We start from the raw sequence: 22,393 nt of genomic DNA on the forward strand, positions 1-22,393 counted from the left end.
AAAAAGATCCGTTTTTAAATAAACGGGTCTTTTTTTGTGTAATAATATTTAGCATTTTTAAAGTAAATATTAAATAATGTTAAATAAATGTTTTACATAGTCAATATTTATGTTAAAGTAAAATTACATATTAGATGAGATGGGGTGACTAAATGGATATAAAAGATGTTCCGAATTGGATTTTATCATTAGACGGGGAAGACGTGGAATTCATTAAAAAATTTGTTATGAATTCAGGGTCTTTAAAAGAAATCGCAAAAATTTATGAGGTTTCTTATCCGACAGTAAGGATTAAGTTAGATAGGTTAATTGAAAAAATAAAATTAAACGATGCTGCGGATAATGAGGAGTTTATAACTTTCATTAAACAACTTTCAATTGATGATCGTATTAACTTGGAAGAGGCAAAGCTAATTATAGATAAATATAAAAAAGAAAAGAGTGATAAATAATGTTAGGTTATGTAATTGCTATACCAATTACAATATTAGTACTTACTCTGCACCATGAATTATCTACAAGGGAACGTGCTTGGCCAGGGGGAATATTCCCTGCAATTTACTTTATTGTTTTCGGATACCTATTAATTACAAAAGATCTGGATATAAATTCATCACGAGATATTTTTTTCTATATATTGGGGTTCGGAGTCTTTGTGGGGATATGGATTGATGGCAGGAACTCCCTGAAGAGAAAGATAAAGAAAGAATTAGATAAAATGAAGTCTTATGATATGAAATAGATTAGCATTTAACGATATTTTTCAATACAAACAATAATGATTGGAGAGGACAGACGATATGGGATGGTTACTTAATTTACTAATAACAATTTTGATACTGGTTCTTCAGCACTTTCTCTCAACGAGGAGAAAACCATTATGGGGAGGTCTACTACCGGTATTTTATATCATATTCTTAATATGTGTTAAGCTTTTAGGATTATTTGATTCCAATGAAACAAAAGATTTTTGGTTTATCGCCATTTTAGGAACAACAATATTACTTTCAATTTGGGCTTCAGGAAGAGAGTCTCTCGCCAAAAAAAGGAAAAAAGAATTGGAAAAAATGGAATCTCATGATTTGAGATGATTTATAAAACTGAAAAGGGGAGATAAAAATGTTCCATGTGTTAAAACATGAGTTTACTGATTCATTTAAAAGTGTGCGATCCATTTTAATTATTTTATTTATTACGTATGTTTCTTACCAATCAGCCACATTTATTGATAGCAATCCAGGTTTAATCGATGAGATTATGAAAAGTGGTGGAGAAGAGGGTTCTGCATATACAGCCGCGATTGCGTTAATTGTGTTAGTATTTGGGTTTTTATTTGTATTTGCAACTTCTCACGATTTGATCAACAAGGAAATTGAATTAAGAACGATGCGTTTACTTGTGACAAAAGTGTCAAGAGCGCAGATCGTGGTAGGTAAATTTTTAGGCATAATGTTATTTTGGGTGATAACGGTATCGATATCATTTATCGTACTATCCATCATGGCTGGTTCGTGGTTTCCGAAAGATTATTTTCAATCCTTAATATTTTTATTTTATATTGTTAGCTTTGTGGTTTTAATTTCCACAGTATTTACAAAGTCAAAATTAACGATGTTCTTGGGTATTTTGCTCGGTATTGCCTTGCCAATTATAGGACTTGTTGCAATATTCTCTGATAAATGGTATTTAGCACCATTCAAATATTTATTGCCTTACAAATACCTAGAAGGTTCAATTGGTTTGATGTTCATTCCGATAGTTATTGGAGTCATCTACTTGTTAATAGCTGTTTTTATTATGCAAAGAAAGGATTTATAAATGATGAACATAATTGAAGTTAATCATCTAACGAAAAAGTATGGAAGCACAGAAGTGTTAAAGAATATTAACTTAGAAATCCACCAAGGCGAAGTTTTTGGATTCGTAGGTCATAACGGGGCTGGTAAATCCACCTTCATTCACACTATTACAGGTATAACCAATAAAAGCGCTGGCTCATTCAAGATAATGGGAGTTTCAGATAACAAGTTAAATAAGGTGAAAAATAGAGTTGGTGTAATGCCAGACGTATCTAATTTATATGGGAACATGAAAGGATTGCAATTTTTGAATTATATGGGAAAATTGACGGGAGATAAGCGTAGTAAGAAAGACTATGAAACTCTAATAAGAGATGTCGGGCTAGAAGGGGCGGAAAAGAAAAGAATCAACTCATATTCCTTTGGTATGAAAAAGAAAATTTGTATAGCTCAAGCTTTACTGGGAAATCCTAAGTTAATTATTCTGGATGAGCCAACATCGGGTCTTGATCCAGAATCAGCAATTAACATACGAAATTTAGTGACAAGACTACAGAACCAAGGAAAAACGATTCTTCTTACCTCACACAATTTAGATGAAATCGATAAAGTAAGTGATAGGGTTGGCATTCTAAGCGATGGTGTTATTAAAAAGCTAGGTACACCTCGCCAATTAAAAGAGGAAACAGGTGCAGGGGTTACCATTTCCGTTAGAACAAAACCTGCATTGCAAGAAGAAGACTTACAAAAATTGTCTGAGAAACTCAAATTGGATATAATCTTAGTTGAAACAAGGAGAGGATACACATTCTTACAAGTCACTTCAGAAGAAGACATGCCAAAACTGTCAAAAGAGATAATTAAATCTGGTGTTTTTTTGTATGAAATGAAAGTTGAACAGCGTTCATTAGAGGACGTCTTTATGAATACTTAAATTGAAGATGGATGTCACATGCGTCTTCAATAAAAATGAAATTTCAAAGTTCCGCTTGAAAGCTATAATCGCACAAGGCTGTGTCAGAGTCGGACCATGGGGTTCCAAATGATTTTGAGTAAAGAGGTGTTGTATGATGGATATTATTTTTATAGAAATGCTGCTCTTGGTTATTGGCTTTTATTTAGTTTTTTATGTTGTTAAACTAAATGAACGCGTCAAAGGTATTAGGTACACTCTAGACCTTATCTCTAAATAGATATTCCTGAAAATCCAATCAATGATGAGTTACGTGAATTAATTAACCATGGTGACGATGTAAAAGCAGTAAAAAAGTACGCGAAACATTAGGTTCATCATTGGTCGAGGGGAAACAATATGTGGATGCTTTAAAACTTGAAATGAAATAATCATTAACAGCACTCGGGCGAAAATATTAAAAAGGCTATGCCATTATTTGGCCATTTTGCGGAATAAAATGATAAGTTAACTTTATTAAAGGGGGTTAGATACTTGTGACTCAATATGTATATATTGCTTCACCAAATAGGTTGCCCCAAGGCACGTTCGGTTTAAATCCCATATCTACTAAACAACCTAACATTTTTGACAGTGAACTAGACTTTGTGTATCTCTATTTCGAAAATAACTACGATGAGAAGCTAAAACAAAAGTTTTCATATAGTCCTTATTTCTCATTCAATTACCAAGTAGCAACATACTCGAATTATATGCCATTAAAACTTGAATTAAAGGGGACTGCTGAGGAAGGAAAAGTTTTGGATATATTATATTCTTATTTAGAAAAGGCTGTTCAATCCAGTGGAATTGTTGAGTATTTCACTTCACTTAATGGCAAAGAGGATTTGGGTGTTTCATTGCGGAGAGAAGTTCGTTGGATAGAGATAAAAACATCTTATGATTTAGTGTTGAAAGATCGTGAATTTTGGGTAATCACGCAATAAAATTTCGTACAGCAATTGAAGAATTAGTTCAACAAAAGGGCGCGGTTGTGGAAAAGCATTGTGCCAGAATTAGGTCATTTTCTTAAAATTGAATAAAATCTTATAAGACTACATTCTTCATAGGATGTAGTTTTTATACGTTTAAAATGTAAAGAAATATTTACAAAAGGTGAAAATACGTTATAATATAAGTAAAGATTTCTTTACAAAAAAGGCGGTGAATACTGTGCCTGTCAAAAATAATATTAAACAGATTAGAAAAGAACGAGGTATTAAACAATTAAAGATGGCGGAGGATTTACAGGTAACACGGCAAACCTTTACCGCAATCGAAAATAATAAATATAACCCAAGTCTGGAGCTTGCTCTTAAAATTGTGAAATACTTTGATGTTCCATTGCAAGATGTATTTATATTAGAAGAGGAGGAGAAAAAATGAAGAAGGAATTACAAAAGTGGAATTTGGCTTTTATGGCTGTTTGCATAATGTTTGGTGCAATAATTGGATTAATAATTATTTATGCTATTACTGGAGAGTTTAATTTTAGTTCCTTACTTGGATTTATAACTGGTGCTACTATCTTATTCATCATTAATGTTATAAAGGTCCTTGTGAAAAATGATAATACACCCGAAACAGATGAACGAACAAGAAAAAATATGCTAAAATTCCTGTTGTATGCATCAAATATTTTTATAGGAGTGCTTTTTATAACATTAGGGATAATTACGATTTTAGGAATGGAAAGTATTTCAATCACCTATTTATGGATAATTATCATTGCTTATTTATGGTTTAGTGGAATAGGCGGATTTATTGTAAGTCGAAAATAAATTGATAGAAGATTTTCTTCATCAATCGGGCGCACATCTGGAATAAAGGATAGCGCCCAATTTGCCATTGTAGGGCCATTTAATTGGATTAGTTGCACATTAGATCTTATTAGAAAAACATTTAGGGAAGCTAATGATGAACGTGTTATATACTTAAAATAAGAATGGGGTTGGGGGTATTATGAAGATTGAAGTAAAGGAACATAACGAGAAATGGGAGCGAATGTTCAAAGAAGAAGCCCAACGTATTAAAGTTATTTTTGGTGATGAATTAATTGACATTCACCATATTGGCAGCACCTCTGTTAATGGGCTAAAGGCTAAACCCATTATTGATATTATGCCAGTAGTTAAACATATTGGAAAAATCGATTTGCTAAATGGGCAAATGGCGGGAATTGGCTACGAATCATTGGGCGAAAACGGTATAAAAGGAAGAAGGTTTTTCAGAAAGGGTGGAGATAATAGAACACATCACATACATGTATTTCAGGTAGACAACGAGGGAGACATTGATCGTCACTTAGCGGTTAGAGACTATCTACGAACACACTGCGAAGATGCTAAAAGGTATGGACACTTAAAAGAAAACCTGGCTAAACAGTTCCCGAGTGACATTGATTCTTATGCAGTCGGTAAAGATGCATTTGTTAAGGAGTTGGAAGAAAAGGCAGTCCATTGGTACAAAGACAGATAAAGTCGTCTTCCTCACTCAGGCGCAATTGCAGCATAGAGCTATACGCCCTTTATACCGTATAAGTGCCAGATTATTTAAAAATTCAATTTCGTTAATAAGTTAAGATTACTACATAATCTAATTGAAGGTTGTGATGTCTTCTATAATGTATCGTTGCTATGATTTTTTACCTTTATTTGTGGCTAATAGTGTAATTCGATTTTTTGCATAAAAAGACATAAGGAAGATTAGCAATTGTGCGTCATTGTTGAATAGTTAGTTACTCAAAATAAGAGTAGGATACAGTGAATTGTATCCTGCTCTTTTATGATTTTTCCTATTTAAGCATGTAGTGATTATCTAAACATTAGGATGAGTGGCAGGGGGCCTATTCTAAAAATTACGATTCACTTTTTATAAGTTATATTTAAGTTTATACGCTTTTGCGTACTGATCAGTTGCAAATATAGCATCAACCACTTCGTCCACTGTAACGTTAAATCCATTATGAATCGTTTCTTCCTTAACATTAGCTGCTTCTGCAACTTTCCAAATGTCTTCCCGTTTCGCATCCTTTAATTTAATATCTTCAAGTGTCACTGGTAAATCCAAGCTAATGTAAAAACCAATGTAACGTTCAATTTCCTCGAGGGAACTATCTTCAAGTGTTAACTGCACCAATGTACCAAAGGCAACTTTTTCACCGTGGGTTAAGTGATGAATTTCACCATCTAAGGCAGTAAATCCATTATGGATAGCATGTGCTGCAGCTAATCCACCACTTTCAAATCCTAATCCACTGAGCAGTGTGTTTGCTTCAACAACATGTTCAAGTGCCGGCGTTGCTGCTTTGATTTTAGCTGATTCATAAGCTAAATGTCCATATTCAAACAAGACTTCTTCACATCTTTTAGCAATGGCTTCTGCAGCTAGTGTCGTTTTTCCACCAACTTGGTTTTTTCCACCATTCCGAATGACTGCGCGTGCTTCCACCCATGTAGCCATAGCGTCTGCTATACCTGAAGTTAATAAACGAGGTGGAGCTGCTGCAATAATTTTAGTGTCAAGTATAATTAAATCTGGATTACGCTTATAGAAACGGTAACCTTCGAAAGCCCCTTCGTTCGAATAAACAACGGATAACGCACTTGTTGGTGCATCAGCTGAAGCTGCTGTTGGAACAATAACCGTATATGCATTTAGTGCATCCGCAATTGCTTTGGATGTGTCTAATGTTTTACCTCCTCCAACACCGATTACTATCGTAGCTCCCGCATCTTTAGCTTCCTGAGTAATTCGTTCAATTTCTTCTTCTGAAGATTCTCCATTAAATAGAATTTCTCTGGACTCTATATTTTTTTCTTTTAAAGCATCCACGACTTGATGCCCTGCAATATCCCATACGATATCATCAGCGATAACTGCAGCCTGGCTACCAATTTCTTTCAAATAAGATCCAATATTTTTTATTGTATTCTTCCCTTGTATATATTTTGCTGGACTTGTAAAAATTCTTTCAGACATCAAAATCATCTCTCTTTTCTATAAAATAATGTATTTTTCTAACTTAATCAGTGATGTATCCCCTAAATGTTGAGTGGCGCTTCTTCCCCATTTTGGTCAGTTGTAGGCCTAGGAAATCCTCACTTACTGTTTTAGGCCATCATATCGCCATTATAATAATTCAACTTAATAAATACTATTTTAGTTCACCAACACGTTGTGACGAATCGCGTATTCAACAAGTAACTTTCCTCTCTAACTGACTTCTTATTCATTTGTGTATCATCTCTCTATATACATATAATATACAAGGTACATACAAATACGGGTTAACCTTTGCAACTTAGAATCTTGTTTTTATCGAGTTGAGGCTCATATAAACCAAAATATTGTTCGTACGTTGTGCCTGAAAATTATGAGTGTTTATTCAATCACTATTCTAAAACTTATTAATTTGTAGTTAAATAACTTTAAATTAAAAAGCGATGAAGAGAAGAGTATATGTGCTTAAGCATACAGAGAACTCCGGTAGCTGCGATGGAGGATGTAAAAGTACATGGAAACAAGCCATTGCGAGTTCTATTTTTGAGCCTACATCTATGGTTTATATGACAGACGATAAGGTTCATGGTCAATCGCAATTACCCGTTTTGCCCCTTTTTGCCATGCGAACTTTTGGGTGAGAAGGCCAACTGGTCCGCAGCCTAGTATGATTACAGTATCGCCTTTTTTCACTCCAGCATGCTCTACGCTCCAATAAGCAGTTGGCAGTATGTCAGATAAAAATAATAGTGATTCATCAGGCAACTCACAGCTTTCTGGAACGACGAAAGGGATAAAGTTACCAAACGGCACACGTAAATATTCTGCTTGTCCACCTGGGTAATTACCATACCGTTCTGTAAACCCGATAAAACCTCCTGTATCTACGTGAGGATTTGGATTGGAGTTATCGCATTGGCTTTCCATATCATGCTGGCAAAAGAAACATTCGCCACACGACAAGTTGAAAGGAATGATCACTCGATCTCCTTTTTTAACTTTTACGACCTCAGGTCCAACTTCTTCTACGATTCCCATGGGTTCATGGCCAATCACATAATCCTTATGTGTCGGCAATGACCCAAGATAGATATGCAAATCAGATCCGCAAATTGCTGTAGAAGTAATTCGCACAATAATATCATCTGGTTTTTCAATTGTAGGAGCGTCAACTTTTTTCACTTTAATGTCTTTAGCCCCTTGATATGTCACTGCTTTCATACCATCCCATCCATATATTGTATAATCTCCTTTCACTTAAAATATATGCGTTTTAGCAGGAGCCTGTTTTCTTGATGGGGATAATGACTCGTATTATGGGGTTACTTAATTTTAACTAACTGTTTTTATGTGAGAATTTATATTTATAAAACGGACATTTTATTGAAGATGAAACGATTGCACGTTGCCCAGGGTAATAAGCAGCATTAAGTGTGACTTAGTTATTTAATTATCTGAATTTACTTAACGATCTATTGATAATGGGGTAATGGCAAACAGTTAATGGGCATACCTTTTATATTAAAACCTATGGTCTAAAATATGAACAAATTATTCCGTATAAGGCGCTGTGACTGGCAACGATGCTGAGAGTTTGCTAAACTGCAGCCTGAAATTAGTTGGTGTATTTAAGACCGTACATTTATAGGGAGCTTTATTGTTTAAAAATTGTGGGGGTGTTGTATGGAAATTAAACAACAAAAAATCCAGAAGGTTTTCGAACGATTCGTTAAAAACAAACAGATACATGAGACCGTTCTTTTTGTGGAAAACACGAATGGAGATTTTTCATACAGTAATGGATATGAGGGCAAGGGTCGAGATACACCATTCCTTATGGCAAGCATTACAAAGCTGTTTACAACCACCTGTATTTTCATTTTAAAAGAACAGGGTAAGTTATCATTAGACGATAAAATAACAAAATATTTTCAAGGAGATACCCTGAATAAACTACATATTTACAAGGGAAAAGAATATTCTATGAAGCTTACGGTTTCTAATTTATTATTTCAAACGAGTGGGCTACCGGATGACTTTGAAGAAGGAAATAATAATACAAAAAAACGAGTGATCCATCAGGATAAGCAATATAATTTTGATGATATTATAATGCTGACGAAAAAACATAAACCACACTTTGCACCCAACCTGGACAATAGAGCGCATTACGCGAGCGTAAACTTTGATCTCCTTGGTAAAATCATTGAAATCATCACTAATTCAAACTTAGCTGATGTATATGAACAATTCATCTTTGCTCCCCTAGAGCTCAAAAACACCTATCTCCCGAAGAGTGGTGAGAGTTTTGTGCCAACTATTTATTATAAGAACAGTATACTTCACCGCCCTAAATTCGTAGAGAGTTGCGGTGCCAGTGGCGGTGCTATTTCTACAACGTCTGAACTAATGATATTTATCAAAGCTTTCTTTGGTGGGAAACTATTTAACAAAACTGTTTTTCATGAATTGGAAGTAAATAATAAGTTGCAATTTGCCATGTTTCCCATTCACTATGGTGCTGGATTTATGAGAGTTCCACTAAGTGGCTTTTCCACACTCTTTATGGGTAAAGGTGAGTTAATTGGTCATTCCGGTTCAACAGGTTCATTTGCATTTTATTATCCTAGAGAGGATTTATTTTTTGTGGGAGATGTGAACCAAATAGCAAATTCTTCACTTCCCGTACGCTTCGCTATGCGGCTTGCTATGGCTTGATAGTGAAAAAGCTATATTTAAAGGTGGTCTATTACTTACTGATTTGCAAAAAAATATATAAAGGGAAATTGCTTTACTTACAACGTGCTGTAGTGGAGACTCGCTCGGGAAGTACTGTTGTATCAATAGGCTTAGCAGAATTGATAGGGATAATACCAGAAAAAATAGAACTCCCTATGTTTACCAGCCGAGTGAGGTCTATTCCTTGTTTGTACTGTCCCCCTCTTGAATGGGGGCGAATCATTGCTGACCGAAGATATCAGCGTTCTTCGGTCTTTTAGTTAATGCTTTTTTTGTCTCTATGCTTACCATAACACGAAAATCAGACCTTACACATGCGTATGTTTTCTTATTTTTTACCACCCTAAAAAGTTTTACAATTTAACTTCTACAATATCAGAAAAGTTCATTCTATTAATAGACACATTTATAAAAGTAAAAATTTTTATTTAATATAAAAATTATGGAAATAATTTGAAACATTTTCTTATTATAATCGTACTTCTACAAAAAAGGGAGAGATACATTTATTTTATATAAACTCGTCCGTCTAAATTAGTACCGGAACAATAATAAACAAAGGTGGTAGCATATGTTGAAGAAATTCATAATTGGTGTAATTACAGTTTTGTTTTTAGTAATTATTAACATTATCTTAAACGATTTGACCGACACTCATTTCATAGATGTTATGTTATTTGTAGGTATAGTAATTTCTCTTATTATCTTGTTTTTTTCTTCTTCAGGCGGTTTTACTACGAAGTATACAGACCTAGCCATGGGAAATCCAGCAAATGATAAAAGTGACAAAAGTTTTAAGTTTTCTCCTAATGTTCCCTTTGTCGTTTCTGTAGCTTATGCGGTGATCGGATTACTTGCTAGCTTATTTATTTATGTAGACTATTTCTTTTAAGTTGCCGGTATTTATAGATCAGGGGAGCTGTATTAAAACCCCCCCTGATCCAGGCAGTCACAACTTCTTATACGGCACTCTGCCGAACCATTCATAACGGCGAGTCGAAATAAAACGATACACAGGATCTCCAATATTTTTCACAAACGGAAGGTAGAGTAAGAAAGCTAAAGGAATCGTGGCGGGCAGTACAGATAGGATCTTACGTACGGTATTAAATCCTGTTAGCACCCGTTTATCTTTCGTATACATATAAATTTCGTCATACATATTTTTATAGTTATTGACTCTTTCTTTTATTGAATCACTTACTTCCTGAACAGGGTACCAGGTAATGCTGTCATTCCAATCCAGTCTTTTCAGCACTGCTTTCACTGTGCGACATAAAGGACATTCGGCATCGAAAAATACGATATGTTTATTCATATGTTCTTTCTCCCTTCTGTGCCATATTTTTTCTAGCTTAATTGAATGAGTTCATCTTCCATTTTCCCTTCAGTGACTATTGCAAATCATCATTTTCTTATACGTAGAGAACTAGCAGCATAGTTTAGCTAGCAATATTATTTTAAAAAAAAGAGAAGCCCCTATTTATTAAGGACTTCTCCACCAGCACTAACCGTTCTGTTTTGCAAACCGTTTTGAAAGTTGTGCCAGCAATTCAGGTTTGTCATCACGATGCATGACAACTTCAATAAACGTTAGTGAGTCATGATTGTTTTCTGCTGCTTTTAATGCTTCTTCCAGTTCAGTTTCCGTCTGCACTTTGTATGTCAGGCTTTTTCCTTCGGGGCTGAATACTTCAGGCAGCTTTTTGTAATCCCACATCGGAATATCATTATAAGGTTGATTCTCGCCATGGATTGCACGTTCAACGGTGTAGCCGTCATTATTAATTAAGAAAATAATCGGTTTGATTTTCTGATCGAGCATGGTTGAAAGCTCTTGTGCTGTTAATTGGAACGAACCATCTCCAATTAGAAGGATATTACGTCGGTTCATATCGGCAAGCTGTGAACCTAATAATGCCGGAAAAGTAAAACCGATGGATCCCCAAAGCGGCTGCCCAATAAACATGGTATCTTTCGGTATTGGCATCGTTGCGGCACCATAGTAAGAAGTTCCTTGTTCTGCCAACAACACATCTTTTTCTTTCATAAAATGAGATAGACGCTCAAAGAATCGATTTTGTTTTATGTTTTTTTCTTTTACTTCAAAAGTATTCTGATCTAATTGCGACTGAAGTGGAATGATGTTTAAATCCGCTGTGTTCTTTTGTGCAACCTTATCACTTAGTGCTACTAACGCATCTTTCATTGTAATTGGCGCATATTTTTGGTTAGCAGTAATCACAGAAAATGGGGTTATCTGAATCACATCTTTATTTGAAAAGTTATAGGAAAAACCACCTGTCGTTGAATCCGTCGGTTTAGCACCAATTTGAATAATACAGTCCGCTTCATCTACGCGCTTTTGTAAATAGGGAGCACTTAGTTCTCCATTGTAGACCCCAATAAATTGTTGGTGTTCTTCGTTAAACGCACCTTTCCCTCCACTTAAAATAGTAACAGGGATTCCTGTTTTGTCAGCAAATGCCATCAATTCTTCCCGGTTTTCATAACGGTTTACCTCGTAACCAGCTAAGATGACTGGCTGCTTTGCCTTCTCAATCATAGGGGTTAGCTCAGAAAGCATTTGGTTAAGTGCTTCGTGATTACTTGTTGCTACCTCTTCATGCAACGGACTCTCTGGCTTGTTCGCAGGTTTATCATATACATCTATTGGCAACGTGATGTGAACAGGGCGCTTTTCTGTCATACAGGCAAGCAGCACCCGATCAATTTCTTGTGCCGCATTTTCTTGTGTTAAAAAGGTTTGGGCTACAGTTACCTCTTGAAACATTCTGGAAAAATGATCAAAATTCCCATCTCCTAAGGTGTGATGAACATATAAACCATTGTCCATCACCTTTGTTGTAGGCGCACCTGTAATCTTTACAACAGGTACATGTTCCGCATAGGAGCCAGCAATTCCATTGATCGCACTTAATTCACCAACACCGAATGTTGTGATTAAGGCAGCAAATCCGTTAATACGTGCATAGCCATCAGCGGCATAAGCGGCGTTTAACTCATTCCGATTTCCAACCCATTCCATTTCTTCATGATCGATCACATTATCTAAAAAGGCTAAGTTATAATCACCAGGTACGCCAAACATATGACGGATCCCTAGTTCTGATAAACGATCCAATAAATAATTCCCGACTGTATATTCCTGTTTCATCAATAGCACCTCAAATCAGTATTTTCTGTTGTTAGATTTTACATCTATCCATTTTCTATACGATGGCTCGTGAGACATCCTTAGTAAAGATAAGTAACCTGAGCTTCACCCAGTTTACATTAGGTCAACTAACTTGACCTTAAATAAAATGGTAACATCATAAGGAAGTTAGGTCAACACTATTGACCTATATATAAGGCGCAACATGTTTCTCCCTGTCTCTAAAAGGGATGCTAATATAAAAGATGCTGAAATTTTGTTATTCTTTTAGAAGGAGGTACGAACTAAATGAATAAAAAACGTGAAGAACAATTAAATGAGACACTAATGCTTTTTTATTTCGCCTACCGTACATTTACAAAGGAACCTGACCGCATACTTGAAGAACATGGGATTCAACGCCTTCATCACCGGGTTTTATTTTTTGTAGCTCGAACTCCAAACATAAGTGTGCACGAGCTTTTGAAAACATTAGAAGTAAGCAAACAAGCATTGCATGCTCCAATGCGTCAACTCATTGAAATGGGGTATATAAAAAGTGAACCGGCGGAATACGATCGTCGTGTACGGGAGTTATGTCTAACAGAAAAAGGTCAACACCTAGAGATGCAATTGAGCAATGTTCAACGGGGCAAAATGAATGAAATCTTTGAATCGATGGGACCGGATAGCGAGGAAACGTGGAAGCAGGTGATGAAAAAAATTATTGATAATGATAGGGATGACTAAGATTTGAGGACGAATCGTAGGGAGTTTTTTTACTATGCTTCTTCAATGCAGCAAGTTCGCTCAGATCTAAGAAATAGGAGGAAGTTCAGTGAAATCTAAACATATCTTTAAATATATAACACTTTCAATAATAGTAATTGTGTTGTTAATTGTGTATGGTTCTTATTCTTTAAGCCATACGGGAACTGCTAACAATGTACAAGTTAAGAAAGTAGATTGTACAGAAAAAGAGCATGTGAATATCAATGATGAAAAAATAGTGTGTGAGGAAGATTATTATATAGTAGTTGATGATGAAAAATTAGTAGTTGAAAATAAAAATACATGGAACTTAATAAAAGAAGACAGAAATTATGATCTAGAGTTTGAATGGTATGGTTTCCATACACCTAAAGTAAAATCGATAAATATAGCTGGCGAAGGGGAAAAAACGCATTAAATGAAATAACATTCGAGCGGCTATGGATTGAATTTGTGTTGGGAGCTGGACGTTTAAGGAAGGGAAGATAAAGTCTATGTCATATCAAGTGCTAACAGATACGGATGTTTTACGATTAACCGAAATGAAAACCATCATTGGTGCGATTGAACGGGTTTTTCAGGAAAAAGCAAATGATACACTTGTGTCGCCTCCACGTTTCCAATTGGAGGCACCTAATGGAAATCTGGTTTTCACTGCCGGTGCAGCAACCGGCAGTGAAAAAGTGACAGGTTTTCGGGTTTATGATACCTACCCCAATGAGGATCCAGGTCATGAACAGTTGGTATCCGTATTTGATTCAGATACAGGTGTTTTCAAAGGTATAATTATTGGCAATTCACTTGGTACAATTCGCACAGGGTACGCGATGTAAAGCAAATTTTAGTTTATAGTCGCAATGAACAAAATCGCACCAAATTTGCTGAAGAAATGTCTGAGAAATTAGGGATAAAGGTTTCGTCTGTACATTCCGCAAAAGCCTGTGTTGAAAATGCTGATATAGTTATTTGTGCAACAAATAGTTCCTCACCTGTTATTGAATTGGATTGGCTCAAACAAGGTGTTCATATCAATACGATTGGTCCGAAGTCAGAAAACAGGCATGAGTTACCGCTAGAAGTAGCAAGTCAGAGCTCTATAATCACGACAGATTCGCTGGAGCAGTTAAACGACTATTCAACACCACATTTTCTTGCAAATACACCTTATGAAAATAATATTATCCAATTATCCGATATTGTGGCAGGAAAAAGAGCTGCTAGAAACTCAGATAATGATATGACTTTGTTTTGCTCCGTGGGACTCTCTGGCACAGAAGTAGTTGTTGCCAATGAAATTATGAAATTAGCTGAAAAATAAGTAGGGAAAGGGAGAGATCATTTGTCAAAAGGGGTGCTTCACCATATCGAAATATATGTTTCTGATTTGAAGAAATCTGTTGAGTTTTGGGGGTGGCTACTCAAAGAATTAGGGTACAGCTCCTATCAAAAATGGGAGGCTGGACAAAGCTGGAAGATTGAAGATACCTATATTGTTTTTGTACAAACAGAGGAAAGCTTTCTGGATGTCCCCTATCATAGAAAGCGGGTAGGATTAAATCATGTAGCATTTCACGCTGATTCCCGACAACACATAGATGAGATGACTGAAAAACTAAAAGATAGAGGAGTCTCCATACTATATCCGGACAAGCACCCATTTGCTGGCGGAGATGACTATTATGCTGTTTACTTTGAAGACCCGGATAGAATAAAAGTAGAGCTTGTAGCACCTTAACTCAATCGATAAACCAGGATCTAATCAGAACAAATTTCAGATTATTAAAACATATAGCTTTTTGCAATGTTAATTATGCCAAAGTTATATCAAGTCAAAAATCTACAGGTAACGAGAATTAGATGAATTACAAACTATATAGGGCCACATATTAAATAATTTAGAAGGATACAATTTCATTTGGGAAAAATTGGAGTGTATTGCGTTTTATACAGATGACATTGAGGAATCAATAAGCTTCTATCAATTACAGGAAAGGACAACCAACAGTGGACGCTTTATAAGTAGTACAAGGGTATAGTATAATTATTATATGAATGCATAGTAATAAGATTAATAAAATAGGCATTCAGGGAGGCATCTTGCATGGGAAAGCTATCGAAATTAATAAAGCTTGCGAATGATCCAAAGGTAAAAAAGTTAATTAGACAGGGAAAAGAAAAAGGTATTCCAATGGTCAAAAAGGAAATGGAAAAAAGAAAAAGCAAATCCAAGTAGGTTTTCCGGTAGCATTAGACACCAAATTCTTGTATCTGTCTATAATTATTATAGTAGTAAGATATAGCTTCATATCGCGCCCACAGTCTATCATTGATCTCACGTACTGCATGTGGTTTGATGGATGGTAACGTGCATTTTTCATTGTTGTGATGTTAGGCAATACAAATAGGGACAGTCGCTTGTACTAAAAAAAGCGGCTGTCCTATTTATTTAGTTATGACTAGAGTCCAGTGTTTATCGGACCATACAAAAGCTCTAATTGTTCCCGTGCGATCTTTTCGTCGTTATAAGGGATCCATTCCGTGTCGATCAATAAAGTTGTTTCATGCCCCTTGTCCGTCAAAAGGATAGTATCCCTTGACTCTGCAATTTGGATGGCATGCCGGACAGCTTCAGTTCGATCTGGAATAGTGATGTAATTCGTATGCTGCATTCCTTTTTCAAAATCAGAAACAATCTTGCTCGGGATTTCTGTGCCTGGATTATTGACGGTGATAATGACATAATCAGCCACTGAGGCTTTGGCGGCCATAATTGGGCGTTTTGACGTATCTCGATGGCTTCCTCCTGCAATCAATACAATTAATCGACCTTTTTTGTAAGGTATAACACTATGAATAGCTTTTTCAATCGCGTCCGGCGTATGGGCATAATCGATATAGACAGTTGGCCCCGCTGGATAATCCAGTTTTTCCATACGTCCTTTCACAGGAAAGACGAAGGATAGCTTTTTAATAATCGTGTCGATCTCATGTCCGCTGGCATAAAGAGTAGCGACAGCCGCTAATACATTATAGACATTGAATTCTCCGATGAAGTTCGTTTTGACTGGGAAAATGCCTTCAGGTGAATGGAGAGAAAATTCAGTTCCATGTTCGCTACAGCGGATATGGGCAGCATAAAAATCTGCTTCCTGAAAAATACCATAACTGATGACTTCAAAAGGCGTCATCTGTGAAAACCGCCGGTACCATGGATCATCTGCGTTTAATACCACATATTTGGCTGTTCGTAAGTTCTGGCCAAGCTGGGCAAAAAGCAGACCTTTTGCATGTCCATAGCGTTCCATTGTTCCATGGTAATCGAGATGGTCTTGGCTGAGATTGGTAAAAACGGCAATGTCCATATCAATTCCCCATACCCGCCCATGGACCAGACCATGTGAGGAAATTTCAAACGTCATTGTTTCACAGCCATGATCCAAAGCCTGCTGAGCCATTTCCAAATTTGACAGGATATCACTTGTCGTATTTTGTGTTGGAATAAATTTCTCATCTATATAAAAGCCAAGTGATCCACAAGCGGCCGATTTATAATTGGAAAGCAACAATAGATCATGCACTAAATGGGATACGGACGTTTTGCCGTTCGTTCCGGTGATTCCAATGGACAAAAGGCGGGAAACGGGGTAATCAAAAAAATGATTAGCCAAACGGGCCATGACTTTTGCCGAGTCTTTTACAATAACTAGAGCCACTTTTGAAAAGTCGATGGTGATAGCTTTTTCAGCAATAATGATTTTAGCTCCCCGACGGATCGCTTCATCAACGAAATCGTGACCATCCACGGTATGGCCGGTGATGCAAATGAATAGATTACCAGGTTCCACCCTTTTTGAATTCATCTGTATACCTGTAACTGTAAGAGGGAGCTCGCCTTTTATGGTTTTAATTTTTATAAGTTCTATTAATTCTTCTGTATTCAATGCCAACCATCCTCTTTATTGCGACTTAAGCAAAACCTTACGTTTATATAGGGAATTATAGCATTATTCAGAAGGCTATCCAATTTCCAATCAATTAAGATTAGTTTACATCAGAAGTATAATTCTGAAACTTATTCGGCCAAACATGACAGTGGGACCGGATAGCGAGGAAACCTGGAAGCAGGGCCAAAATTATTGATAATGATAAGAATGGTTAACTCCTTGGGGAATGAAAATATGTGTCCAACCGAGGTAGGCTCTCGCTTTTATATTGGGAGTTTGTAATCCAATTCAATTGTCTTGTATAGCAATGTTAGGATTGGTTAGTACTGTAATTATTTCGGATTTCCTTGCCTTTAAAAGAATCTAAATAAATTTGACACAGGAACAATGTTAGGGGTCTTTGTTCTTTTAAATAGGTACGGCTTCATTTTGAAATGAACCGAAATTATTCTTATTTAATTGAAACTTTAACATTTTTGGGACGTATTTTATATAGATTAATCCTGAATAGAGGCATTTAGGAAAACGAATAGTTGAATTAAAAAGTCAAAGTTTCTATGTGATATTTGTATTAGAGGAGGGCTTTTTTGAAAAGGTTAGTAATTATTACAGTAGGTAAGACCCATAGCGGAAAAAGCACATTTGCTAGAGATTTAGAAAAAAAGTTGGATAATTCTTTTGTTATGGACCAAGATAACCATGCTGAATTTATAAATGCCTATTACAAAAAGCTGCAACCTAAATCAGGAACTAATACTCTTAAACATTCTATTTCAAATTTAATTGTTGATTATGCTAAAACGCACACTGATTTTCATATTATTGTTAGTAATTCAAATCTCTCTAAAAAAGGAAGAGAGTATTTACTTGAAAAAATTTATCCCAAAATCGAGTTCGTACGTGTTTTGGTTCATTTTGATATCCCAGATAAAGTTCTATTTAAGCGTGTCATAAATACTCAACGCAGTACATCTATTTTAAGGTTTGCTTCTAGTTTTGAAGAAGTGCTATTAAGGCAACAAGCTGACTCTCAATTAAAAGATGTTGTTGACCCAACAGAAGGGGAAGCAGAGTATTTATTCAAAATTAAAGATAACAATGAAGTTAATTCTGTAATAAGAGAAATTACTAATATTTCAAAATGTCTATAACAGGTTCCAATTTCGGTCTTAGCTAGAGTGAACTTTTCATCAAAATGTTGTTCCCCAATCGAATGCGATAGTAGCACTTAACATTGAAAAAGACCAAATGTTAGCACAAAAAATTACGAAGGAGCGATTGTTCATGCCAATTCAAGTATTTTTTGTTTGGTTAATTGGATTGGTCTTTATATATTTTGGATATTTAGTTTTTTCTAAAAGGCATCTGGTTTACTTGATTATTTTTCAAAGTTAGGTATAACAGCAGAAGATAAAAGGTCAGCCAAGTTCTTTGGAACATTTATCGCTATTATAGGTATTATCTTTATGATATTACCCTTTATCTTAGGTATTGAGAATATGAATCTGTAAACAATTAGGAGTAATATAGAGATAAAATGAGTCGAGAGAATAAATTCTGAGGATGTTTTAGGGAGTGATTTCTTGAAGGGAATTATCGATAACAGAGGGGAAGAGCATGAGCTGCTACTTATAATCGTTACTATTTGTTCTTTAATCACTTTAAAGAAAATTAAAAGACTAGAACGGTATAAGAAAAAGTTGGAAGGTACCTATAAGCACTTTTAACATATATAATTATAGAAACGACCGCGTTATCTACCAATGATATGTTGGTATTGGGCCAGTCTTGTGAGATAATTGACGAAATTAGCATAGAATAAAATTAACACATTAATTTAATGAAGGGGTGGTAGTATGTTACAAAAATATTTTTATGGCACATTAGCAATATTGGGTTTTATCACTTTGTTTGTAGTTGATATTACAATGATTGTTCCACTAACCACAAACCCGATAATTGTTTCAGCAGTCGTATTTGTGTTCTACCTGTATCTTTCATATCTCATTATATTCCGTAAAATAGTTTAAATCAACCAGGCACTTACAGCGAATTAGTAAGTGCCGTTTAGTCTCAAGAGCCAGATTAAAAATGAGAACTAACAATATACATAAAATCACAGTTGCCAGTGTGTCAACCTTCTTATCCACCCGAAAAATTAATATGCAAGGAAGGGGGGAGTAAAAATGCCTGCTTGTCAGAACTGCAAAAACAAATGGAGTTGGAAACAAACGATCAAAAAAACTACTACCTTAGACCCCGCAATGATCTGCCCTTACTGTGGAAAAAAGCAATACCAAACCCAAAGGTCAAGAACAAAATGTGCGTTATTAACTCCTATCATTCTATCACCTTTGCTAATCAACATCTTCTACGAACCAGGCATCTATGTTTTGATAATGCTATTTATTTTCTTCCTTTTAGCTATGTCGCTATTCCCGTTTTTAGTTGAGCTAAGCAGTGAAGAGAAATATATTAATTTCTTTGAGAAGTGAAGATGGCTAATAACAGATAGTATGGGGGGGTAAATGATGAACAAGTTACTCGTAGTTCTTTTATTTATATTTTTGGTAGCGCTTACTGCTTGTAGTCATGATTCGGACAAAACAAGCTCTCCACATGAAAAAGCTTTAGAAGAAACAGACGATAGTGCAACCAAGGAAGAAGATACAACAAAACAAGAAGTTCCAAGCTCCTTTTCATTTACATACAAGGATCAACAATTTGAAGTTGTTTATTATTACAAGAACTTTCTAGAGTATATCGAAAAGGCAGAGAAGCAACCGTACAATTTAAATGGGTTATATATAGAAACAATTATTAATCCAATAGCAGAGGAGAAGGGGGTGCGCCTGTCAAAAGGGTGGGGTTTCGGTACACCTACACAACCGGATCTTTTAGCACAATACCTGCAATCATTAATTGAAAACCAAGATACTGTCCATGAAATAATTATTGATTCCTTAAAAAAGTCAGCGGATAAGCTCCAGCCAGGGGCGGATAAATATGTATATGTATTCCCTGCAAATCCGGATGACAACGATGGTATGAAAAGAATGGAGGGGGTAGCAGCTTCGGCATGGAATGAGAACTTTTTTGCCATTCAAATCGCTCCTCCTTACTTTGAAGAAAGGAGTTTAAAACAGGCAGTTGCACACGAGTATCATCATACCGTCTTTTTTGAGAATAATGAATTGGGTTATACCTTATTAGAATCCATCCTGATTGAAGGGAAGGCAGACACGTTTGCAAAAATAATATATCCAGATATTCATATGCCATGGAGTAATTTTTCTTCGGAGAAAAATGAAAGTCAAACATGGAAAGTGCTTAAGGAAAATATGACCTCCACTATGCCTTCCACTCAAGACGAATTTTTCCTTGGGGAGCCAAGTAAAGGGATACCTGAATGGGCGAATTATAAAATGGGGAACAAAATAATGGAGAGCTTTATCGAGAAAAAACCGAATGTTTCGATTGAAGACTGGACCAATATGCCAGCAGCTGAAATTCTTGAGAAAAGTAAGTATGCAGAAAAGCATTGATTGATAGAGGGGGCATTTTTTTGAAAAAGACTATACAGTTTTCTATTTTGATATGTCTTATTCTTCTGGCAGGGTGTAGCAGTATGTCAAAATATGATGATAATGAAGTAGCAGCCATTATAAAAGAACAGGAGATTACAGTGGGTGAGCTGCGTTTTTTATACCCTGACGATAAAGCACTAGATTATCTGGATTGGGCTATAAAAGTTGAATTGGTAAAGCAAGAAATAGAGGAAATGAACGTTGATATTTCTGACAAGTTAAGTGTTGGTGAGGACGATGACTGGTTTGGTCAACTTCCACCTGAAAACACAGAAGATCAAGGCGGAAAGCAAATTCGTAAGTTTGCTGAGTCACAAGCAAAAAAGCTAAATATGAAGCCTGAAGAATTTCAAAAACAATATGCCAAGATAATCAATGAACAAAATGCCTATATGGTTACTTATTTAGAAGAAAAGACAGGAATTGAAAACGTTGAGGATGAAACAGCAATGGAGGAATTAAATGAAAAAGGTGATGCTTTACTGGAGGAGTTGGTGAAAGAAAATAAAGATGAAATAGAAGTGTTAATCCAGTGATCTTTCTAACGGTTGGGTGCACTTCCGTAAGCCAATATCGTATAGGGAAAATGTAGGTAAGCAGAAGCCGATTTCTTTTATAAGAAGTTGGCTTTTTTATATTTCATGTAATATTTATCTTGTATTTTAGCAAGTTTAAATGTAAGATTAATATAACAATATGTTAGATATATATTCCATTGTGTAGGTGAGTATATGGTAAGTAAAATGAAACTGGCTAGAGTAGAAGCAGGCCTAACCCAGGCACAACTTGCAAAGCAAGTAAATGCGACAAGGCAAACAATTGGATTAATTGAAAAAAGAGAATACAACCCCAGTTTGAATTTGTGTATTGCAATAGCCAAAGCATTAAATAAAACATTAGATGATTTATTTTGGGAAGGTGATTAAATGATACATTCATTTTTAAATGTTTTTTTACCAGAAGATGAATATAAACGTTTACGGGTTTTGTATTTTATGGCTGAAGCAGCATTTCTAATTGGTGCACTATTGACGTTGGGATCTGCTTTAAACAATTACTGGTTAGAGTGGAATTTTGGAGCAACTGAAGTAACTTTTATTCTCATGTTGGTTCCAATGTTTATGGCGGGATATACATATTTTCGATACATCTTCTCAGGAATAGAACATACAGAAGTATCGAATAGCCAAAGCTATAAAAAGGAACGGCGTGTTGCTATCAAGCATGCTTTATCAGTTGGAGTTATATTTTTTATCCTTCTCCTCATCGTTAAAGGGATTCCGAGCAACTATGGTGAGGGAATCGATCTGATTGCTCTTCCGATAGTTTTCACGCTTTTATATTTCCTTTTCGATTTAATTTCCCTAAAGCGTTCTGCCAAGAAAAATACTGATTTAGAGGATTAGGTCATCAAGCATAAAAATAGAGAAATGGATGGTATA

The 22,393-nt window shown here is 35.6% G+C and carries 27 protein-coding genes and 2 pseudogenes; 24 read left to right on the forward strand and 5 right to left on the reverse strand.

Annotated features, from left to right (window positions below; translation table 11 throughout):
• The first annotated feature begins 152 nt into the window (after positions 1-152).
• The 9 genes from X953_RS06150 to X953_RS06190 all read left to right on the forward strand — a co-directional run bounded on the left by X953_RS06150 (position 153) and on the right by X953_RS06190 (position 5,229).
• Positions 153-452 carry a DUF2089 family protein gene (locus X953_RS06150; protein WP_040954800.1) on the forward strand — a complete coding sequence of 100 codons (300 nt, stop codon included), beginning with the start codon at positions 153-155 and terminating at the stop codon, positions 450-452.
• A complete protein-coding gene (locus tag X953_RS06155) occupies positions 452-742 on the forward strand; it encodes a hypothetical protein (protein ID WP_040954801.1) in 291 nt (96 codons plus the stop codon). Before X953_RS06150 ends, X953_RS06155 begins: the two co-directional genes overlap by 1 nt.
• A 58-nt stretch (positions 743-800) precedes the next feature.
• Complete coding sequence (locus X953_RS06160) at positions 801-1,091, forward strand: hypothetical protein (protein WP_040954802.1); 291 nt, start codon at positions 801-803, stop codon at positions 1,089-1,091.
• A 28-nt stretch (positions 1,092-1,119) separates the two neighbouring features.
• On the forward strand, positions 1,120-1,818 hold the full coding sequence (locus X953_RS06165) for an ABC transporter permease (protein WP_040954803.1): 699 nt from the start codon (positions 1,120-1,122) through the stop codon (positions 1,816-1,818).
• Positions 1,819-1,821: 3 nt separating this feature from the next.
• Positions 1,822-2,733: an ABC transporter ATP-binding protein gene (locus tag X953_RS06170; RefSeq protein WP_040957004.1), complete on the forward strand. Its 912-nt coding sequence runs from the start codon at positions 1,822-1,824 to the stop codon at positions 2,731-2,733.
• 515 nt (positions 2,734-3,248) lie between these two features.
• On the forward strand, positions 3,249-3,698 hold the full coding sequence (locus X953_RS06175) for a hypothetical protein (RefSeq protein WP_040954804.1): 450 nt from the start codon (positions 3,249-3,251) through the stop codon (positions 3,696-3,698).
• Positions 3,699-3,924: 226 nt separating this feature from the next.
• The gene (locus X953_RS06180) at positions 3,925-4,137 is read left to right on the forward strand and encodes a helix-turn-helix transcriptional regulator (RefSeq protein WP_040954805.1); all 213 of its coding nucleotides are present in this window, start codon (positions 3,925-3,927) and stop codon (positions 4,135-4,137) included.
• Complete coding sequence (locus X953_RS06185; protein ID WP_040954806.1) at positions 4,134-4,532, forward strand: hypothetical protein; 399 nt, start codon at positions 4,134-4,136, stop codon at positions 4,530-4,532. Before X953_RS06180 ends, X953_RS06185 begins: the two co-directional genes overlap by 4 nt.
• A gap of 181 nt (positions 4,533-4,713) precedes the next feature.
• Positions 4,714-5,229: a GrpB family protein gene (locus X953_RS06190; protein WP_040954807.1), complete on the forward strand. Its 516-nt coding sequence runs from the start codon at positions 4,714-4,716 to the stop codon at positions 5,227-5,229.
• Positions 5,230-5,622: 393 nt separating this feature from the next.
• On the opposite strand, the gene X953_RS06195 is transcribed toward X953_RS06190, so the two are convergent.
• Together X953_RS06195 and X953_RS06200 are read right to left on the reverse strand one after the other, a co-directional pair.
• On the reverse strand, positions 5,623-6,732 hold the full coding sequence (locus tag X953_RS06195; protein ID WP_040954808.1) for a glycerol dehydrogenase: 1,110 nt from the start codon (positions 6,730-6,732) through the stop codon (positions 5,623-5,625).
• Between the two features lie 585 nt (positions 6,733-7,317).
• A pseudogene (locus X953_RS06200) lies at positions 7,318-7,974 on the reverse strand (alcohol dehydrogenase catalytic domain-containing protein); the annotation flags it as partial.
• Positions 7,975-8,436: 462 nt separating this feature from the next.
• Between X953_RS06200 and X953_RS06205 the strand changes: the two are divergent.
• On the forward strand, positions 8,437-9,471 hold the full coding sequence (locus X953_RS06205) for a serine hydrolase (protein ID WP_040954809.1): 1,035 nt from the start codon (positions 8,437-8,439) through the stop codon (positions 9,469-9,471).
• A gap of 592 nt (positions 9,472-10,063) precedes the next feature.
• The gene (locus tag X953_RS06210; protein WP_040954810.1) at positions 10,064-10,384 is read left to right on the forward strand and encodes a hypothetical protein; all 321 of its coding nucleotides are present in this window, start codon (positions 10,064-10,066) and stop codon (positions 10,382-10,384) included.
• 57 nt (positions 10,385-10,441) lie between these two features.
• Here the strand turns inward: X953_RS06210 and X953_RS06215 are convergent, their stop codons facing one another.
• Both X953_RS06215 and X953_RS06220 read right to left on the reverse strand, forming a co-directional pair.
• Complete coding sequence (locus tag X953_RS06215) at positions 10,442-10,810, reverse strand: thiol-disulfide oxidoreductase DCC family protein (protein WP_040954811.1); 369 nt, start codon at positions 10,808-10,810, stop codon at positions 10,442-10,444.
• A gap of 189 nt (positions 10,811-10,999) precedes the next feature.
• The gene (locus X953_RS06220) at positions 11,000-12,670 is read right to left on the reverse strand and encodes an alpha-keto acid decarboxylase family protein (RefSeq protein ID WP_040954812.1); all 1,671 of its coding nucleotides are present in this window, start codon (positions 12,668-12,670) and stop codon (positions 11,000-11,002) included.
• 288 nt (positions 12,671-12,958) lie between these two features.
• Here X953_RS06220 and X953_RS06225 point away from each other — a divergent pair, with 288 nt between their 5' ends.
• From X953_RS06225 to X953_RS20375, 5 genes and pseudogenes are all read left to right on the forward strand, one after another.
• Entirely contained in the window at positions 12,959-13,399 is a 441-nt protein-coding gene (locus tag X953_RS06225) for a MarR family winged helix-turn-helix transcriptional regulator (RefSeq protein ID WP_040954813.1), read from the forward strand.
• Positions 13,400-13,487: 88 nt separating this feature from the next.
• The gene (locus X953_RS06230; protein ID WP_040954814.1) at positions 13,488-13,838 is read left to right on the forward strand and encodes a hypothetical protein; all 351 of its coding nucleotides are present in this window, start codon (positions 13,488-13,490) and stop codon (positions 13,836-13,838) included.
• 124 nt (positions 13,839-13,962) lie between these two features.
• Positions 13,963-14,738 (forward strand): annotated as a pseudogene (locus tag X953_RS20215) (hypothetical protein).
• A gap of 21 nt (positions 14,739-14,759) precedes the next feature.
• Positions 14,760-15,155, forward strand: coding sequence for a VOC family protein (locus X953_RS06240; protein WP_040954815.1), 396 nt, complete (start codon positions 14,760-14,762; stop codon positions 15,153-15,155).
• Between the two features lie 366 nt (positions 15,156-15,521).
• Positions 15,522-15,653: a hypothetical protein gene (locus X953_RS20375; RefSeq protein ID WP_255351054.1), complete on the forward strand. Its 132-nt coding sequence runs from the start codon at positions 15,522-15,524 to the stop codon at positions 15,651-15,653.
• 223 nt (positions 15,654-15,876) lie between these two features.
• Here X953_RS20375 and X953_RS06245 read toward each other — a convergent pair whose 3' ends face one another.
• A complete protein-coding gene (locus X953_RS06245; protein WP_040954816.1) occupies positions 15,877-17,361 on the reverse strand; it encodes a UDP-N-acetylmuramoyl-L-alanyl-D-glutamate--2,6-diaminopimelate ligase in 1,485 nt (494 codons plus the stop codon).
• Between the two features lie 590 nt (positions 17,362-17,951).
• Here X953_RS06245 and X953_RS06250 point away from each other — a divergent pair.
• The 8 genes from X953_RS06250 to X953_RS06275 all read left to right on the forward strand — a co-directional run bounded on the left by X953_RS06250 (position 17,952) and on the right by X953_RS06275 (position 22,357).
• Complete coding sequence (locus X953_RS06250) at positions 17,952-18,515, forward strand: AAA family ATPase (protein WP_040954817.1); 564 nt, start codon at positions 17,952-17,954, stop codon at positions 18,513-18,515.
• Positions 18,516-18,947: 432 nt separating this feature from the next.
• On the forward strand, positions 18,948-19,091 hold the full coding sequence (locus X953_RS20030; protein WP_198023321.1) for a hypothetical protein: 144 nt from the start codon (positions 18,948-18,950) through the stop codon (positions 19,089-19,091).
• A 129-nt stretch (positions 19,092-19,220) separates the two neighbouring features.
• A complete protein-coding gene (locus X953_RS19765) occupies positions 19,221-19,394 on the forward strand; it encodes a hypothetical protein (protein WP_156958457.1) in 174 nt (57 codons plus the stop codon).
• 156 nt (positions 19,395-19,550) lie between these two features.
• Complete coding sequence (locus X953_RS06255) at positions 19,551-19,859, forward strand: TIGR04104 family putative zinc finger protein (protein WP_040954818.1); 309 nt, start codon at positions 19,551-19,553, stop codon at positions 19,857-19,859.
• Positions 19,860-19,892: 33 nt separating this feature from the next.
• Positions 19,893-20,909 (forward strand): DUF2268 domain-containing protein, encoded by a 1,017-nt coding sequence (locus X953_RS06260; RefSeq protein ID WP_084715634.1) that lies wholly within the window; start codon positions 19,893-19,895, stop codon positions 20,907-20,909.
• Between the two features lie 20 nt (positions 20,910-20,929).
• Positions 20,930-21,487, forward strand: coding sequence for a hypothetical protein (locus X953_RS06265; RefSeq protein ID WP_040954820.1), 558 nt, complete (start codon positions 20,930-20,932; stop codon positions 21,485-21,487).
• Between the two features lie 195 nt (positions 21,488-21,682).
• Entirely contained in the window at positions 21,683-21,877 is a 195-nt protein-coding gene (locus X953_RS06270) for a helix-turn-helix transcriptional regulator (protein ID WP_040954821.1), read from the forward strand.
• Positions 21,878-22,357, forward strand: coding sequence for a hypothetical protein (locus X953_RS06275; protein ID WP_040954822.1), 480 nt, complete (start codon positions 21,878-21,880; stop codon positions 22,355-22,357). It abuts the gene before it with no gap.
• The last annotated feature ends 36 nt before the right edge of the window (positions 22,358-22,393 follow it).

Origin of the sequence: Virgibacillus sp. SK37, assembly GCF_000725285.1 — a bacterium.
Taxonomy (GTDB): Bacteria; Bacillota; Bacilli; order Bacillales; family Amphibacillaceae; genus Virgibacillus_Q.

Excerpts from the sequence above, each read along its gene's own strand:
- X953_RS06150 (WP_040954800.1), top strand. The coding sequence starts at position 153 with ATGGATATAAAAGATGTTCCGAATTGGATTTTATCATTAGACGGGGAA.
- X953_RS06155 (WP_040954801.1), top strand. The coding sequence starts at position 452 with ATGTTAGGTTATGTAATTGCTATACCAATTACAATATTAGTACTTACT.
- X953_RS06160 (WP_040954802.1), top strand. The coding sequence starts at position 801 with ATGGGATGGTTACTTAATTTACTAATAACAATTTTGATACTGGTTCTT.
- X953_RS06165 (WP_040954803.1), top strand. The coding sequence starts at position 1,120 with ATGTTCCATGTGTTAAAACATGAGTTTACTGATTCATTTAAAAGTGTG.
- X953_RS06170 (WP_040957004.1), top strand. The coding sequence starts at position 1,822 with ATGAACATAATTGAAGTTAATCATCTAACGAAAAAGTATGGAAGCACA.
- X953_RS06185 (WP_040954806.1), top strand. The coding sequence starts at position 4,134 with ATGAAGAAGGAATTACAAAAGTGGAATTTGGCTTTTATGGCTGTTTGC.
- X953_RS06190 (WP_040954807.1), top strand. The coding sequence starts at position 4,714 with ATGAAGATTGAAGTAAAGGAACATAACGAGAAATGGGAGCGAATGTTC.
- X953_RS06195 (WP_040954808.1), bottom strand. The coding sequence starts at position 6,732 with ATGTCTGAAAGAATTTTTACAAGTCCAGCAAAATATATACAAGGGAAG.
- X953_RS06205 (WP_040954809.1), top strand. The coding sequence starts at position 8,437 with ATGGAAATTAAACAACAAAAAATCCAGAAGGTTTTCGAACGATTCGTT.
- X953_RS06210 (WP_040954810.1), top strand. The coding sequence starts at position 10,064 with ATGTTGAAGAAATTCATAATTGGTGTAATTACAGTTTTGTTTTTAGTA.
- X953_RS06215 (WP_040954811.1), bottom strand. The coding sequence starts at position 10,810 with ATGAATAAACATATCGTATTTTTCGATGCCGAATGTCCTTTATGTCGC.
- X953_RS06220 (WP_040954812.1), bottom strand. The coding sequence starts at position 12,670 with ATGAAACAGGAATATACAGTCGGGAATTATTTATTGGATCGTTTATCA.
- X953_RS06225 (WP_040954813.1), top strand. The coding sequence starts at position 12,959 with ATGAATAAAAAACGTGAAGAACAATTAAATGAGACACTAATGCTTTTT.
- X953_RS20375 (WP_255351054.1), top strand. The coding sequence starts at position 15,522 with ATGGGAAAGCTATCGAAATTAATAAAGCTTGCGAATGATCCAAAGGTA.
- X953_RS19765 (WP_156958457.1), top strand. The coding sequence starts at position 19,221 with ATGTTACAAAAATATTTTTATGGCACATTAGCAATATTGGGTTTTATC.
- X953_RS06255 (WP_040954818.1), top strand. The coding sequence starts at position 19,551 with ATGCCTGCTTGTCAGAACTGCAAAAACAAATGGAGTTGGAAACAAACG.
- X953_RS06260 (WP_084715634.1), top strand. The coding sequence starts at position 19,893 with ATGATGAACAAGTTACTCGTAGTTCTTTTATTTATATTTTTGGTAGCG.
- X953_RS06270 (WP_040954821.1), top strand. The coding sequence starts at position 21,683 with ATGGTAAGTAAAATGAAACTGGCTAGAGTAGAAGCAGGCCTAACCCAG.
- X953_RS06275 (WP_040954822.1), top strand. The coding sequence starts at position 21,878 with ATGATACATTCATTTTTAAATGTTTTTTTACCAGAAGATGAATATAAA.